The organism is Mycobacterium sp. NGS35 (genome assembly GCF_059812855.1).
Genome location: NZ_JCALDL010000010.1, coordinates 86580 through 100389, shown reverse-complemented (window position 1 = coordinate 100389; position 13810 = coordinate 86580). Strand labels below are relative to the sequence as shown.

16 protein-coding genes are annotated in these 13810 nt (G+C 68.3%); 9 read left to right on the top strand and 7 right to left on the bottom strand.

The annotated features are described in order from the left end of the window. Positions 1 to 89: 89 nt before the first annotated feature. The 3 genes from AC5Y4C_RS16465 to AC5Y4C_RS16455 are packed head-to-tail and all read right to left on the bottom strand — an operon-like array spanning position 90 to position 2558. Positions 90 to 905: an HAD family hydrolase gene (locus AC5Y4C_RS16465; RefSeq protein ID WP_499947887.1), complete on the bottom strand. Its 816-nt coding sequence runs from the start codon at positions 903 to 905 to the stop codon at positions 90 to 92. After that, complete coding sequence (locus AC5Y4C_RS16460; protein ID WP_499964809.1) at positions 902 to 1729, bottom strand: lysophospholipid acyltransferase family protein; 828 nt, start codon at positions 1727 to 1729, stop codon at positions 902 to 904. Before AC5Y4C_RS16460 ends, AC5Y4C_RS16465 begins: the two co-directional genes overlap by 4 nt. A gap of 4 nt (positions 1730 to 1733) precedes the next feature. Further along, a complete protein-coding gene (locus AC5Y4C_RS16455) occupies positions 1734 to 2558 on the bottom strand; it encodes a lysophospholipid acyltransferase family protein (RefSeq protein ID WP_499964811.1) in 825 nt (274 codons plus the stop codon). Between the two features lie 106 nt (positions 2559 to 2664). Between AC5Y4C_RS16455 and AC5Y4C_RS16450 the strand changes: the two genes are divergently transcribed. From AC5Y4C_RS16450 to AC5Y4C_RS16440, 3 genes are read left to right on the top strand one after another with little or no spacing between them, the layout of a single operon-like run. Further along, positions 2665 to 4215, top strand: a complete 1551-nt coding sequence (locus tag AC5Y4C_RS16450; RefSeq protein ID WP_499947891.1) for a Rieske 2Fe-2S domain-containing protein — start codon at positions 2665 to 2667, stop codon at positions 4213 to 4215. After that, entirely contained in the window at positions 4212 to 4547 is a 336-nt protein-coding gene (locus AC5Y4C_RS16445; RefSeq protein ID WP_499910934.1) for a hypothetical protein, read from the top strand. The genes AC5Y4C_RS16450 and AC5Y4C_RS16445 overlap by 4 nt, the downstream gene beginning before the upstream one ends. Before the next feature lie 4 nt (positions 4548 to 4551). Continuing rightward, entirely contained in the window at positions 4552 to 6027 is a 1476-nt protein-coding gene (locus AC5Y4C_RS16440; protein ID WP_499964813.1) for a cryptochrome/photolyase family protein, read from the top strand. Here the strand turns inward: AC5Y4C_RS16440 and AC5Y4C_RS16435 are convergent, their stop codons facing one another. Then, positions 6028 to 6402, bottom strand: coding sequence for an SRPBCC family protein (locus AC5Y4C_RS16435; RefSeq protein WP_499913721.1), 375 nt, complete (start codon positions 6400 to 6402; stop codon positions 6028 to 6030). Between the two features lie 105 nt (positions 6403 to 6507). Here AC5Y4C_RS16435 and AC5Y4C_RS16430 point away from each other — a divergent pair, with 105 nt between their 5' ends. Next, positions 6508 to 7095 carry an SOUL family heme-binding protein gene (locus tag AC5Y4C_RS16430; RefSeq protein WP_499947893.1) on the top strand — a complete coding sequence of 196 codons (588 nt, stop codon included), beginning with the start codon at positions 6508 to 6510 and terminating at the stop codon, positions 7093 to 7095. Here AC5Y4C_RS16430 and serS read toward each other — a convergent pair. Next, positions 7082 to 8338: a serine--tRNA ligase gene (gene serS, locus AC5Y4C_RS16425; protein WP_499964816.1), complete on the bottom strand. Its 1257-nt coding sequence runs from the start codon at positions 8336 to 8338 to the stop codon at positions 7082 to 7084. The genes AC5Y4C_RS16430 and serS overlap by 14 nt on opposite strands. Positions 8339 to 8432: 94 nt before the next feature. Between serS and AC5Y4C_RS16420 the strand changes: the two genes are divergently transcribed. From AC5Y4C_RS16420 to AC5Y4C_RS16410, 3 genes are read left to right on the top strand one after another with little or no spacing between them, the layout of a single operon-like run. Then, positions 8433 to 9836, top strand: a complete 1404-nt coding sequence (locus AC5Y4C_RS16420) for a septum formation family protein (protein ID WP_499964818.1) — start codon at positions 8433 to 8435, stop codon at positions 9834 to 9836. Between the two features lie 4 nt (positions 9837 to 9840). Next, on the top strand, positions 9841 to 10191 hold the full coding sequence (locus AC5Y4C_RS16415; RefSeq protein ID WP_499913715.1) for a metallopeptidase family protein: 351 nt from the start codon (positions 9841 to 9843) through the stop codon (positions 10189 to 10191). Positions 10192 to 10244: 53 nt separating this feature from the next. Then, on the top strand, positions 10245 to 10466 hold the full coding sequence (locus AC5Y4C_RS16410) for a hypothetical protein (RefSeq protein WP_499910953.1): 222 nt from the start codon (positions 10245 to 10247) through the stop codon (positions 10464 to 10466). A gap of 5 nt (positions 10467 to 10471) precedes the next feature. Here AC5Y4C_RS16410 and AC5Y4C_RS16405 read toward each other — a convergent pair whose 3' ends face one another. Next, a complete protein-coding gene (locus tag AC5Y4C_RS16405) occupies positions 10472 to 11158 on the bottom strand; it encodes a histidine phosphatase family protein (protein ID WP_499964820.1) in 687 nt (228 codons plus the stop codon). Continuing rightward, the gene (pheA, locus tag AC5Y4C_RS16400) at positions 11155 to 12078 is read right to left on the bottom strand and encodes a prephenate dehydratase (RefSeq protein WP_499910956.1); all 924 of its coding nucleotides are present in this window, start codon (positions 12076 to 12078) and stop codon (positions 11155 to 11157) included. The genes AC5Y4C_RS16405 and pheA overlap by 4 nt, the downstream gene beginning before the upstream one ends. Before the next feature lie 93 nt (positions 12079 to 12171). On the opposite strand from pheA, the gene AC5Y4C_RS16395 reads away from it, so the two are divergent. Both AC5Y4C_RS16395 and AC5Y4C_RS16390 read left to right on the top strand, forming a co-directional pair. Beyond that, on the top strand, positions 12172 to 12942 hold the full coding sequence (locus tag AC5Y4C_RS16395; protein ID WP_499913711.1) for a DUF2470 domain-containing protein: 771 nt from the start codon (positions 12172 to 12174) through the stop codon (positions 12940 to 12942). Between the two features lie 46 nt (positions 12943 to 12988). Then, entirely contained in the window at positions 12989 to 13771 is a 783-nt protein-coding gene (locus AC5Y4C_RS16390) for a CPBP family intramembrane glutamic endopeptidase (protein WP_499964822.1), read from the top strand. Positions 13772 to 13810 lie beyond the last annotated feature (39 nt).

The window sequence follows — 13810 nt, the reverse complement described above, 5'->3', positions numbered from 1 at the left end:
AGTCGAGGCCACGAGCCACACCAAAGGTGTGTGTGATAAGGCCGGTCGGGGAAAGCCCTTGCCACTCAACGCTTTTCGAGGCGGAGCCGCTACGGCCACCACCGTTCGAGCACCCGCGCGACGCCGTCGTCGGCGTTGGTGGCCGTTACCTCGTTGGCTGCCGCAAGCACGTCGGGATGCGCGTTGCCCATCGCGACGCCGTGGCCCGCCCAGGCCAGCATCGGCACGTCATTAGGCATGTCGCCGAACGCGACCACGTCCTCGGCCGTGATGCCCAGCGGACGCGCCAGCTCCTCGATGCCGGACGCCTTGCTGATGCCCAGCGGCACGATCTCGACGAGCCCGTTGTCAGTGGAGTAGGTGATGTCCCCCTCGACGCCGATGTGCTGCGCCAGCACGGCCGCCATATCCGAACTTCGCGCGCCGGCCTTGCGTATCAACAGCTTCACCGCGGGCGCGCTCAGCAGATCGTCCAGCGACACCTCGGTGTTGTCGGGGTTCAGCCACGCGTGCTCGTAGCCCGGCGAGCTGACGAACTGCGGCGTCGCCGCGTCGTGCGCACTGCGGCCCACCCGCTCGACCGCCAGTCCCGCGCCCGGGATAACCCGGGTGGCGATCTCCGCCAGCGCCGCCAGCACATCCGTCGACAACGTCCGCGCCGAGACGATCCGGTCCCGGCTCGGGTCGTACAGCACCGCGCCGTTGGCACACACCGCCATCGGAGCGAACCCCAATGCGTCCACCACGGGGGCGATCCAGCGCGGCGGCCGGCCCGTCGCCAGCACGAACGTCGCGCCGTCCGACACCGCGGCCCGCACGACGTCGCGAGTGCGCGGCGACACCATCTCGTCCTGGTCCAAAAGCGTGCCGTCCACGTCGCTGGCGATCAACGCGGGCGGGTTCATCGGCCCTGACCCGCCGGTTTCTCCCGTTTCGCCGCCCGCTTCAGCGCGCGCCTCTGCGCGCGCTTCTCCCGCTTCTGCGCCCGTTCGGCCCGCGTGCGCGCCCGCTCCACCAGCTCCGCCTCGTCGAGCAACTTCGCTTCCTCGGGCGTCGGCGCGCTGCCGCCGAGCCGCCGGGGCACCCAGTACGCCCCGGCGGGGGCCGGATAGCCGATCTGCGCCCGCTGCAGCAACTCCGTCATCGCCTCACGCAGCGCGGCGTTGGTCTGCTCGACGCTGTCGGTGGCACGCAGCGGCCCGCCGACCATCGCCGTGATCGGCACCCGGTTTCGCAGCACCTTTCGCGGATGGTCTTTCGTCCACACCCGCTGCGCACCCCACACGATCATCGGGATGATCGGCACTCCCGCCTCGCGCGCCATCCGCGCGGCGCCGGTCTTGAACTCCTTCAGCTCGAAACTGCGGCTGATCGTCGCCTCCGGGTAGACGGCCACCAGTTCGCCGTCGCGCAGCATCTGCACCGCCTGCGCATAGGCGCTGGCACCGGCATGACGGTCGACCGGAATCATGTGAGTGTGCCGGATCAAGAACGCGACGAGCCTCACGTCGTTCATCTCGCTCTTGATCATGAACCGCAACCTGCGACCGCGCCGGTACGCGGCGATCGCCGCGGGCATCCAGTCGATGTAGCTGGTGTGGTTGATCGCGATCACCGCACCGCCGGTCTGCGGAATGTTCTCCAGGCCGTGATAGGTGACGCGGGGACCGATGGCCGCGACCGTGGTCGGGGTGATGAGCTCCAGCAGCCGAAAGACGGGCTCGGCCATGCGGTTACTCCACCTGTCCGGCCGGCCCGGGCTGCTCCTGAGGGCGGTGGTCGGATTCGCGCTCCGCGGCGCGGTGTCCTCTTGCAGCGCGGTTGGCTGCCCGCTGGGCGGCTTCCTGCGCATCCAGCCGGGCCGCCTCTGCCAGCGACGGCGCGCCGCCGCCCAGCCGGTGCGGAACCCAGAATTCGCCAGGCGGGTGCGGGCCGTAGTCGTCTTGAACCTGATGCAGTAGGTGTTGCATCCGCGAGTGCAGCAGCTTGGTCAGCTCCGCAGCCGGCAGCGTCGGCGCAATCGGCTCGCCCACCGCAACGCTGATGGGCACCTTCGGCCGCCACATCTTGCGCGGATGGTCTTTGGTCCAGATCCGCTGAGCGCCCCAGACGATGTGCGGAATGATCGGCACGTTGGCATCGAGGGCCATCCGGGCCGCCCCCGACTTGAGTTCTTTGATCTCGAAGCTGCGGCTGATGGTGGCTTCGGGGTAGACGCCAACGAGCTCGCCGGCCTTCAGCGCCTCGCAAGCCTTGGCGAACGACTCCGCGCCGCTCTCCCGGTCGACGGGAATATGGCGGAGCGCGCGCATGATCGGCCCGCTGACCTTGTGGTCGAACACTTCCTGCTTGGCCATGAACCGCACCTTGCGGCCCAGTCCCTGGCGGTACGCCGGCAGGCCCGCGAACGTGAAGTCGAAGTAGCTGGTGTGGTTGATCGCGATCACCGCGCCGCCCGTCGCAGGCAGGTTCTCGACGCCGGTGACCTTGAACTTCAGCCCCTGGATCTTCCAGATCAGGCGCGCCGCCTGAATGACAGTGGCGTAAACCGGTTCCACCCCGCCAACCCTAGTGCCCTCGTGCGCCGCACCGGCCGCGATGCCAGCTGCCAGTAAGCTCGAACCGGCACATCGTTGGCTGGTAAGGGGCTCGTAAGGGGGTTGTGTGCAGGTCACCAGCATCGGGCACGCCGGTTTCCGGCTGGACACCCGCGCAGGCAGCATCCTGTGCGACCCGTGGCTGAACCCGGCCTACTTCGGCTCCTGGTTCCCGTTCCCCGACAACAGCGCCCTGGACTGGGACGCTCTCGGCGACTGCGACTACCTCTACGTGTCGCATCTGCACCGCGACCACTTCGACCCCAAGAACCTGCGCGACCACGTCAACAAGGACGCCGTCGTGCTGCTGCCGGACTATCCGGTCGACGATTTGCGCCGTGAACTGGAGAAGCTTGGCTTCCACCGCTTCTTCGAGACGACGAACTCGGTCAAGCACACCGTCAGCGGACCCAAGGGTGACCTCGACGTGATGATCATCGCGTTGCGGGCGCCCGCCGACGGGCCGATCGGCGACTCGGGTCTGGTGGTCGACGACGGCGAGACGGTCTGTTTCAACATGAACGACGCCCGGCCCGTCGACCTCGATGCCCTGCACGCCGACTTCGGCCACGTCGACGTACACATGCTGCAGTACTCCGGCGCGATCTGGTACCCGATGGTCTACGACATGCCGGCACGGGCCAAGACGGCGTTCGGCGTGCAGAAGCGCCAGCGCCAGATGGACCGCTGCCGCCAGTACATCGAACAGGTGGGGGCGACGTGGGTGATCCCGTCGGCGGGTCCGCCCTGCTTCCTGGACCCCCAACTTCGCCATCTGAACGACGACCACGGCGACCCCGCGAACATCTTCCCCGACCAGATGGTGTTCCTGAAGCAGATGCACGCGCACGGCCACGACCGCGGGCTGCTGATGATACCCGGCTCGGAAGCGAGTTTCACTGGGCCGCAACTCAATTCGCTTCGCCACCCGTTACCCGACGACCAGGTGGAGGCCATCTTCACCACCGGTAAGGCTGCCTACATCGAAGACTACGCGCAGCGGATGGCGCCGGTGCTGGCCGCTGAGAAGGCCGGCTGGGCACCGGCAGAGGGAGAACCGCTCCTGGAGCCGCTGCGCGCTCTGTTCGAGCCGATCATGAGCCAGAGCGACCAGATCTGCGACGGAATCGGGTATCCGGTGGAGCTGCGCCTCGGACCCGAAACCGTGGTGCTGGACTTCCCGAAAAGGGCCGTGCGCGAGCCTGTTCCGGACGAAAAGTTCCGCTACGGGTTCGAGATCGCGCCGGAACTGGTGCGCACGGTGCTGCGAGACGGTGAACCTGACTGGGTGAACACCATTTTCTTGTCGACGCGCTTTCGGGCCTGGCGGGTCGGCGGCTACAACGAGTACCTGTACACGTTCTTCAAATGTCTCAGCGACGAGCGCATCGCCTACGCCGACGGCTGGTTCGCCGAGGCGCATGACGACACCGCATCGATTGTGCTGGACGGCTGGGAGATGCAGCGCCGGTGCCCACACCTGAAGGCCGATCTGTCGAAATTCGGTGTGGTGGAAGGCAACACACTTACCTGCAACCTACACGGGTGGCAATGGGATTTGGCGACCGGTCGCTGCTTGACCGCACGCGGCCACGAGCTGCGCTGCGCACGGGCATGACGAATCCACTGACGTACGACGACGGGCTGGTCCAGCTGGACAGCGAAGCGCTGACCCTGCGCCGCTATCACTTCCCGTCCGGCACGTCGAAAATCATTCCGCTGCAGTCGATCCGTGGCTACCGTGCCAATTCCCTCGGGCTGCTGACCAATCGGCGGTTCTGGCTGTGGGGCAGTCCCGATATGATGCACTGGCTGCCGCTGGACGTCAGCCGGCCGCTGAAGTCCACACTGGTGACGCTCGACGTGCCGGGCATCCGGCCCAAGCCCGCATTCACACCGAGCGATCCGGACCGCTTCATCCGCGTGCTCGACGAGCTGCTCAACCGCTAGCGCCGTGGCGCAACACTGGCGGTGGTGCTTCGCCGATCAACTCGGCCCGCACTTCCTCGACGCGCCGGATCAACCCGTGCTGCTGATCGAATCGCGAGCAGTGTTCGAACGGCGCCGATTCCACCGGCGCAAGGCACATCTGGTGCTGTCGGCGCTGCGGCATCGCGCCGCCGAACTCGGTGATCAAGCGCTCTTCATCCAGACACCGACGTATAGGCAAGCGCTGAAGCAGGTTTCGGGCCGCATCACGGTGTGCCAGCCGACCTCCTGGGCTGCCGATCGGTTCGTTCGCGCCCAGCCGTCGGTCGAGGTGCTTGCTGCACGCGGCTTCGCCACGGATCAGCGGGCCTTTCAGCGGTGGGCGGACAACCAGCGAGCGCTGATCTTGGAGAACTTCTATCGCGATGCGCGCCGCCGCTTCGGCCTCTTGGTCGACGGTGGCGATCCCGTCGGCGGACGGTGGAACTTCGACGCCGAAAACCGTGAACCGCCGCCCAAGACAGCCACTTTGGGAGTGCCGGAGCCGTGGTTTCCCGAGGAAGACGACATCGACGAACAGGTGCGCGCGGATCTCGACCGTTGGGAACGCGACGGCTCGGTGACGTTCGTCGGGAACGACGGACCGCGGCAGTTCGCCGTCACCGCCGCAGAGGCGCAGCAGGCGTTCCAGGTCTTCCTGCGAGATCGTCTGGCGCACTTCGGCCCCTACGAGGACGCGATGCTGGCCGACGACCCATGGATGTCACACAGCATGCTTTCGGCCACGATGAACCTGGGCCTGCTTGACCCACTCGAGTGTGCGTACGCGGCCGAAGATGCCTATCGCAGCGGGGCGGCACCACTGGCCAGCGTCGAGGGCTACATCAGGCAGCTGATCGGCTGGCGCGATTACATCTACAACGTCTACTGGTATTTCGGCGAGGAGTACCGCACCCGCAACGCATTGCATGCGAAAAAGCCGCTGCCGCAGTGGTTTTCGGAACTCGACGCCGACGCGGTGCAGGCGCGCTGCCTACGCGGCGTGCTGGCCGACGTACGTGAGCGCGGATGGGTTCATCACATCCCCCGGCTGATGGTGCTGTCCAACTACGCACTGCAGCGCGGCTGGAATCCTGCCGCGGTGGCCGACTGGTTCCACCGCTGCTTCGTCGACGGCTACGAGTGGGTGATGGTGGCCAACGTCATCGGCATGTCACAGCACGCCGACGGCGGGCTGATGGCGACGAAGCCGTACGCCGCGGGCGGGGCGTACATCAACCGGATGAGCGACTACTGCCCGCAGTGCGTATACCGGCCCAATCGGCGCGTCGGCGGCGACGCCTGCCCCTTCACCGGTGGCTATTGGTGGTTTCTGCATCGCAACCGCGACCGCCTGTCGGGGAATCGACGGCTGGCCCGCCCGCTCGCCGGAATGGACCGGCTGACAGACCTCGATGAGGTGGTGGCGGAGCAACGCCGGCTCGGCGACCTGCCGCCCTGATCAAGCGGCGACCATCTTCTCGATACGTCGCAGCGCGAGCGCACATACGGTCGCATACGCCGCCGCCCACCAGGGCACCTCGAAGATGACCCGGCTGCCGTCGTCGAGCGGATCCACCCGGTGCCGCGTGGCGGATATGCCGGCCACCTTCCACGCCCAGTGCCTACCGTCGTCGAACTCCGTGACGACGAACGGCACCGCGACACCGCCGGAGGCGACGACCCGCCCGGTGGCGCCCAGAGAGATCCTGGTGCCTGGGCTGTCGAGTGCGGCGCCGGAGATCGTCGGCCCCCAGACCGGCCACTTCGTCACGTCGACCAGCACATCCCAGACAACCGGCGCGGGTGCAGCGACCACTCGCTCGACCGACAGCATGGTGGGCGCACATACCCGGCCCCCGGGGCGCCGAAACGCGAGCGCCCATCCGACACCCGCGCGGCGTCGAATAACCGGCAGACGATGCGACGAAGGAGTGCTCTGGTGCTGAACCGGTTGACGACGCTGGCATCCACAACCGTCGAGTCCGTCGGCTCGATCTTCGGTGTGCGCTGGGGAACCGAAGAGCCACACCATGTGGTGCTGGACCGCCTGGGCGACGTCGAGATTCGCCGCTACGGCCCGCGGATCGCCGCAGAGACCACCGTGCGCGCAGACGAGGACGCCGCCCGCAACATCGGCTTTCGCCGGCTGGCCGGCTTCATCTTCGGCGGCAATCACCGCCGCACAAAGATCGCAATGACGGCTCCGGTGGCGCAGGCTCCAGCCGAACCGCAGGAGTCGGTGATCCGCTTCTTCATGCCGGCCAAGTGGACGCTCGACACGCTGCCTGAACCCGACGACGCAAACGTCCGCCTCGTCGAGGTGCCCGGCGAGACCGTCGCCGTAACGCGGTTCAGCGGAGACCGCAGCCCCGCCGAGATCAACCGACGCACCCGATCGTTGCTCGCGGCCTTGGAGGCATCCGGCTACCACGTCGACGGGCCGGCGGTCGCATGGTTCTACGACCCGCCGTGGACGCTTCCGTTCCGGCGCCGCAACGAGATCGCGGTGCCCGTCACTGCGGCGTGAGCACCTCCGCGCCGACATAGGGCGCCAGTGCGGCCGGCACGCGGACGCTGCCGTCGGGATGCTGGTGGTTCTCCAGGATCGCGACCAGCCAGCGGGTGGTGGCCAGGGTCCCGTTGAGCGTCGCGGCGGTCTGCGGCTTGCCGTTCTCGTCGCGGTAGCGGATCTGCAGGCGACGAGCCTGAAACGTCGTGCAATTCGACGTCGAGGTCAACTCGCGGTACTCCTGCTGCGACGGGATCCACGCCTCGCAGTCGAACTTGCGCGCCGCCGACGCGCCGAGATCGCCTGCCGCGACGTCGATCACGCGGTACGGCACCTCGATCAGCGCGAGCATTTCGCGCTGCCAACCGAGCAGACGCTCATGTTCGGCTTCGGCGGCGCCGGGCTCGCAGTAGATGAAGCCCTCGACCTTGTCGAACTGGTGCACGCGGATGATGCCGCGGGTGTCCTTGCCGTAGCTTCCGGCCTCCCGCCGAAAGCACGACGACCACCCGGCGTAGCGCAGCGGGCCGTCCGACAGGTCGAGGATCTCCCCTGCGTGATACCCGGCCAGCGGCACCTCCGAGGTGCCGACCAGATACAGGTCGTCGGCGTCGACGCGGTACACCTCGTCAGCGTGTGCGCCCAAAAATCCTGTGCCGCCCATGATTTCGGGCCGCACCAGCACCGGCGGGATCATCAGCGTGAACCCGTTGTCGACGGCCAGCCGCACCGCCAGCTGCAGCAGCCCGAGTTGCAGCAGAGCGCCACGACCGGTCAGGAAGTAGAACCGCGAGCCCGACACCTTCGCGCCGCGCTCCATGTCGAACAGGCCCAGCGACTCGCCGAGTTCGAGGTGGTCTTTGGGCTCGTCGATACGGGGCGGAGTGCCGACGGTGTCGAGCACCACGTAGTCGTCTTCTCCGCCGGCGGGCACACCGTCTAGCACCACGTTCGAAATCGCCATGTGCGCAGCGGTGAATGCCTCTTCGGCGGCGGCTTGCTGCGCCTCGGCTGCTTTGACGTCGGCTGCCAGCTGCTTGGCGCGATCCAACAGCGCGGGCCGCTCGTCGGGCGAGGCCTTACCCACTTGCTTGCTGAGGACCTTCTGCTCGGCACGCAGATTGTCGGCGGCCGAGATGGCCGCGCGCCGCGCCGCATCCGCGTCGAGCAACACGTCGACCAGCCCCGGGTCTTCGCCGCGGGCACGCTGCGAGCGCCGCACCGCATCGGGATCGTCGCGCAGTTGTCTGAGGTCGATCACGGCCGCAACCCTACTTTTCCGCGCCGGACGCCGAGCACAACCCCATAACGTTACAACTGCATCACTTGTCACGCCGCGCGGCGCGCCTGTCACAATGGGTGCGATGTCCGTCGTTCCCGAGCAGCAGCAACCGCGCGACGCAGAGCCCACGGCCGACGCTGCGGGCGCCGGCGGGCGCGCGGCGTGGTGGCGCAGCCTGCAGGCGACTGCGACGCGGCGCGCGCTGCTGCTGACCGCACTGGGCGGCTTGCTGATCGGCGGTGTCACCACCGCGCTGCCAGCCGGAGCCGACGGACCCAGCAAGCTCGTCGGCCTGTCCAACGCAGCCCCCAGCGCCGGCAACCGCGCCAGCCAGACGTTCGACAAGGCCCGGCCGGGCGACTGCCTGAACTGGCCGAACCGTGCCCCGGACCAGGCCACGATCGTCGACTGCAAAGACGACCACCGCTTCGAGGTGGCCTCGTCGGTGGACTTGCGTACGTTCCCGGGCAGCGAATACGGCCCGAACGCCGCGGCGCCGTCGGTAGCCCGGATCCAGCAGATCAGCCAGGAGCAGTGCCAGGCCGCCGTCAAGCGGTACCTCGGCACCAAATACGACCCGAACAGCAAGTTCACCATCGGCATGCTGTGGTCCGGCGAGAAGGCGTGGACGCAGGCCGGTGACCGCCAGATGCTGTGCGGCCTGCAGTTGCCGGGCGGCAGCAGCGAAGAGCAGCAGGTGTTCAAGGGCCGGGTCGCCGACCAGGACCAGTCGAAGGTGTGGCGAGCCGGCACCTGCCTGGGCATCGACACCGCGACCAACCAGCCCACCGACGTCCCGGTCGACTGCGCCGGCCCGCACGCGATGGAAGTGACCGGCTCGGTGAACGTGGCCGAGAAGTTCCCGGGTGCCCTGCCGTCTGAGCCTGACCAGGACGGCTACATCAAAGACGCGTGCACGCGAATGACCGACGCGTACCTGGCGCCGGTGGAGTTGCGTGCCACCACACTGACGCTGGTCTACAGCACGATCTCGCTGCCCAGTTGGGCCGCAGGCAGTCACCAGGTGTCGTGCAGCATCGGGGCCACGCTGGGCAACGGCGGCTGGGCGACGCTCGTGGGCAGTGCGAAGGGGCCGCTGCTCATCAACGGCCAGCCGCCCGTGCCGCCGCCGGACATCCCCGCGGAGCGGCTGAACCTGCCGCCGATCCAGGTGCCGACGCCCACCACCACCATCGACACTTCCGGCTCGCAGACGCAGCGGTCGCAGCAGCAGGCGCCGGCCAACAACACCGCCCCGACGATCGGCAACCAGCACCTGCCCAATGCGCCGGGTCCGCAGACGCCGATCAACGACACCAACCCCGCACCCGCCGCGCCGGCCGCCCCACCCGGCGGCGCGCAGCAGGGTCCGGCCGGGCCGCCTGAAGCTCCGGCACCCAACGCCCCCGCCGAGCCCGCCCCACCTCCGGCGCCCGAGCCGGCGCCCGCCGAACCGCCGCCACCGCCCGGGGCGTAGCGGTATGGCCGTGCGGATGAGCCCGCAACGGTTCGACGAGCTGGTGTCAGACGCGCTCGACCTGATTCCTCCCGATCTCGCGGCGGCGATCGACAACGTCGTCGTCCTGGTGGAAGGCCGCCATCCCGACGAGCCAGAATTGCTCGGCCTCTACGAGGGCATTGCGCTCACCGAGCGCGACACCACCTACGCCGGCGCGCTGCCCGACACGATCACGATCTACCGCGACGCGCTGCTGGACATCTGCGACACCGAGGACGACGTTCTCGACGAGGTCGCGATCACCGTCATCCACGAAATCGCTCACCACTTCGGGATCGACGACGAGCGGCTGCACGAATTGGGTTGGGCCTGACGACGTCCGCGCGGCAACCGGTTGTTGTCGGCGGCCGGTGATAGGAACGGGACATGACTCCGCGCTCTGATCTTCGCGCAAGCGGTCCCCCGCAGTGCCGCTACTGCCGTGACGGATGGGAGCACTGCCACGGCACGGTCATCATCCACGTGCAACGTCGCGCCGAATGTACCGACGACGGCTGCACCAGCCCGGAGAGCATCACTCACTCGCTGCGGATCGACTGCGACGCAGTGGGCTGCAGCTGTGCGCAGTCCGTCGCCGTCGCGGTCTGACCCGGTCAGCCCATCGGGTCGGCGGACTCCAAGTCCTCCGGGCTCGGCATGCCGCGTGGATCGGGCAGAAACGGTGGGCTGTGCTGACCCCAGTGCACGCAGCTCCACCGCCCGTCGGTGATCGGGGCCAGCACCACCGACTCCGCATTGCCGATGTGGTGCTCGACCACGAATGAGCCGTCCACTCCGGCCAACGTCGCGGCGGCCAGCCGGATCGCCGCGCCGTGGCTGACCACGACGATGTCGTCGGTCCAGTCGTCGTTGTCGAGGTAGCGCAGGCGCAGGTCGGTCAGGACGGGAAGGAAGCGGTCAAGCACCTGCGCGCCGGTCTCGCCACCGGGCAGTGCGGCGTCTAGGTCACCGAGGTGCCAGCGCTCGTAGATTCGGTTGAACGTCTCGACCGCCTCGTCGTCGTTGCGCATCTCCAGCTCGCCCACCTGCACCTCGTGGATGCCCTCCACCTGCCGCGGACGCGTCGACCACACGTCGCCGAGCACCGCCGCGGTTTGCGCCGCCCGTAGCGCCACCGAGTGCACCAGCAGGCCGGCGCGGCGATCGAAGCCACGCGCGAAGTCGCGGGCCTGCGCGATGCCGGCGGACGTCAACTCGGCACCCGGCGGGCGGGTGTCCAGGCATCGTTTGACATTGCTCCGGGACTGCCCGTGCCGCAACAACACCAACCGACCGCTCATCGGCCCACTCGTCCGCTGCGTAGCGCCTCGAGCCAGAGATCGGCCTCGTCCAACTCCGGCGGCACCGCTTCCGTGACGGAGCCCGTAGGCCACGAACCCAGGTATCGCACATCTGCACAACGTCGGTGCAGCGCCTTGAGTGCCTCTGCGACGGCGACGTCGTCGATGTGGCCGACGCATTCGAGAAAGAACACGTACGTGCCGAGTTGCGTTCTGGTAGGCCGAGATTCGACCCGCGTGAGGTCGATATCGCGGATGCCGAACTCGGTCAGCGCAGCGACCAGCGCGCCGGGTTTGTTCTCCAGCCGCAGCACTACCGAGGTGCGGTCGGCGCCGGTGCGCGCAGGCGGCGGCGCGGGGCGGCCGGCCAGCACGAACCGCGTGGCGGCATTCGGTTCGTCGACGACGCCGGCGGCCAGCTCGGTGAGCCCGTAGCGTCGCGTGGCCAGCGGCGTGGTCACGGCGGCGTCGGCCTTACCGTCGGCGACATCGATGGCCGCCGACGCGTTCGAGTTGGCGGGCACCACCTCCGCGTCGGGCAGGTTCTGGGTCAGCCAGTCGCGCACCTGCGCCGCAGCGACCGGGAAGGCGGCGACGGTGCGGATGTCCGAGGCGGTGCTCGGCTGGCGCACCGCGATGCTGAATGCCACGTCGAGCGTCAGTTCGGCGAACAACTGCAGCGGCGTGCCGTTGGCCAGGCTGTCGAGGATCGGCACGATCGATCCGTCGATCGAATTCTCGATCGGCACGCACGCGTAGTCGGCGGCCCCGTCGCGTACCTGCTGCAGTGCCGCGACAGCCCCGTCGGCGGCCACGGGCGAGATCGGTCCCGGGTGGGGAACCATGCCTCGATCTGCCATCTTCACCAGCGCCGCCTCGGTGAAGGTCCCTTCCGGGCCGAGGTACGCGATTCTGGTCACCTCTCAAACCCTATCGGTCGGACCGACGACGGAGGCCTTGCGCGACCGCAGCCACTTAATTAAGTTAGGCTCACCTTACTTTGACTGGAGGAGATGTTCATGCCTCAGCCGGCACCGTCCACCGCCGAAAGCGTCCGCAGCATCTGTGTGCGTGCGCCTGAGGCGATGCTGGCAGTCGACGGCTTCGCTCCGGTGCAAACTCCCGTCCACCACCTGCTCGACGACGGCGCAGTCGCTGTCACCGTGGCGGCCGACACCGAGATGGCCGCGGCGATCAGCGAGTCCGACGGTGTCGAGGCGATGCTGGAGCTCACCGACCACGCGCCTCTGCCGCTGCGCAGGCCAGTGCGTTCGCTGGTGTGGATGCGCGGCCGGCTGCGGCGAGTGCCCGCGCCGCTGACCTCCGCACTGCTCGATGCGATCGCCGCCGACGATCCCAATCCCGCTCTTCTCCAAGTGAATGCGGGCCATCGCCCGACCGCGCTGATGTGGTTGCGGACGGAGTCGGTGGTGATCGCGGATACGACCGGCGCGGAGTCGGTACCGCTCGAAAACCTGCTGGCGGCGCAGCCCGACCCGTTCTGCGCGATGGAGTCGCGCTGGCTGCAGCACATCGACTCCGACCACCGCGACGTCGTCGACCTGTTGGCGTCCCGGTTGCCGGGCGCGCTGCGCAGCGGCCGCGTCCGCCCGCTGGGCCTGGACCGCTACGGGATGCGGCTGAGGGTCGAGAAAGACGACAGCGACCACGACGTGCGGTTGCCGTTCGCGGCGCCGGTCGACGACCTCACCGGCCTGGGCCGAGCGATCCGCGTGCTCATGGGTTGCCCGTTCCTCAACGGGTTGCGCGCGCGTCGCGCCTAGCAGCTCACCCGGTCAGGCCTCGCGCCGCACGCTCTACCGTGTCAGCATGACCGAGCCCGCGGGCTTGTCCGAGCGAGCGTCCGACACGGCGCTGCCGCCGCGCACCTTGCGGCTCGAGGTCGCCATCGTGTTGGCCGTGACGTTCGGGTTGTCCGCCGTCACCGCGGTGCTGCAACTCGTCGACTCGGTGCTGCGCATCCTCAGCACGCAGAAGATCCCGCTGCTGCCCCGTCGCTCCTACTTCGACCTCATCGACCTTGGGCTGAACCTGACCTCGATCGTCCAACTGCTGGCATGGGGGGCGTTGGGGCTTTACCTGTTGTGGCGCACTGGAACCGGCCCGCGTGACGTCGGCTTGGGCCGACCCACATGGCGCGCCGACGCACTCGGCGGGGTGGCGCTGGCCGCGCTGATCGGCATTCCGGGGCTGGGTTTGTACGTGTTGACGCGGATCGTCGGGCTGAGCGCATCGGTGGTGCCGACGACGCTCACCGACAGCTGGTGGCGGATCCCGGTGCTGGTGCTGGCCGCCTTCGCCAACGGCTGGGCCGAAGAAGTGATCGTCGTCGGTTATCTGATGACACGGTTGCGCCAGCTCGGCGTCGGCAGCACCCGGACACTGCTGTACTCCAGCCTGCTGCGCGGCGCGTATCACCTGTACCAAGGCTTCGGCGCCGGCTTGGGCAACCTGGCGATGGGCGTGGTGTTCGGGGCGGTGTGGCGGCGTACCGGCCGACTGTGGCCGCTGGTGGTCGCGCACGGGCTGATCGATACGGTCGCGTTCGTCGGATACGCGCTGCTTGTCGATCATCTGGGCTGGTTGCCGTGACGCCGTAGATTGATCCGGTGACGCACGACCGGCCGGGGC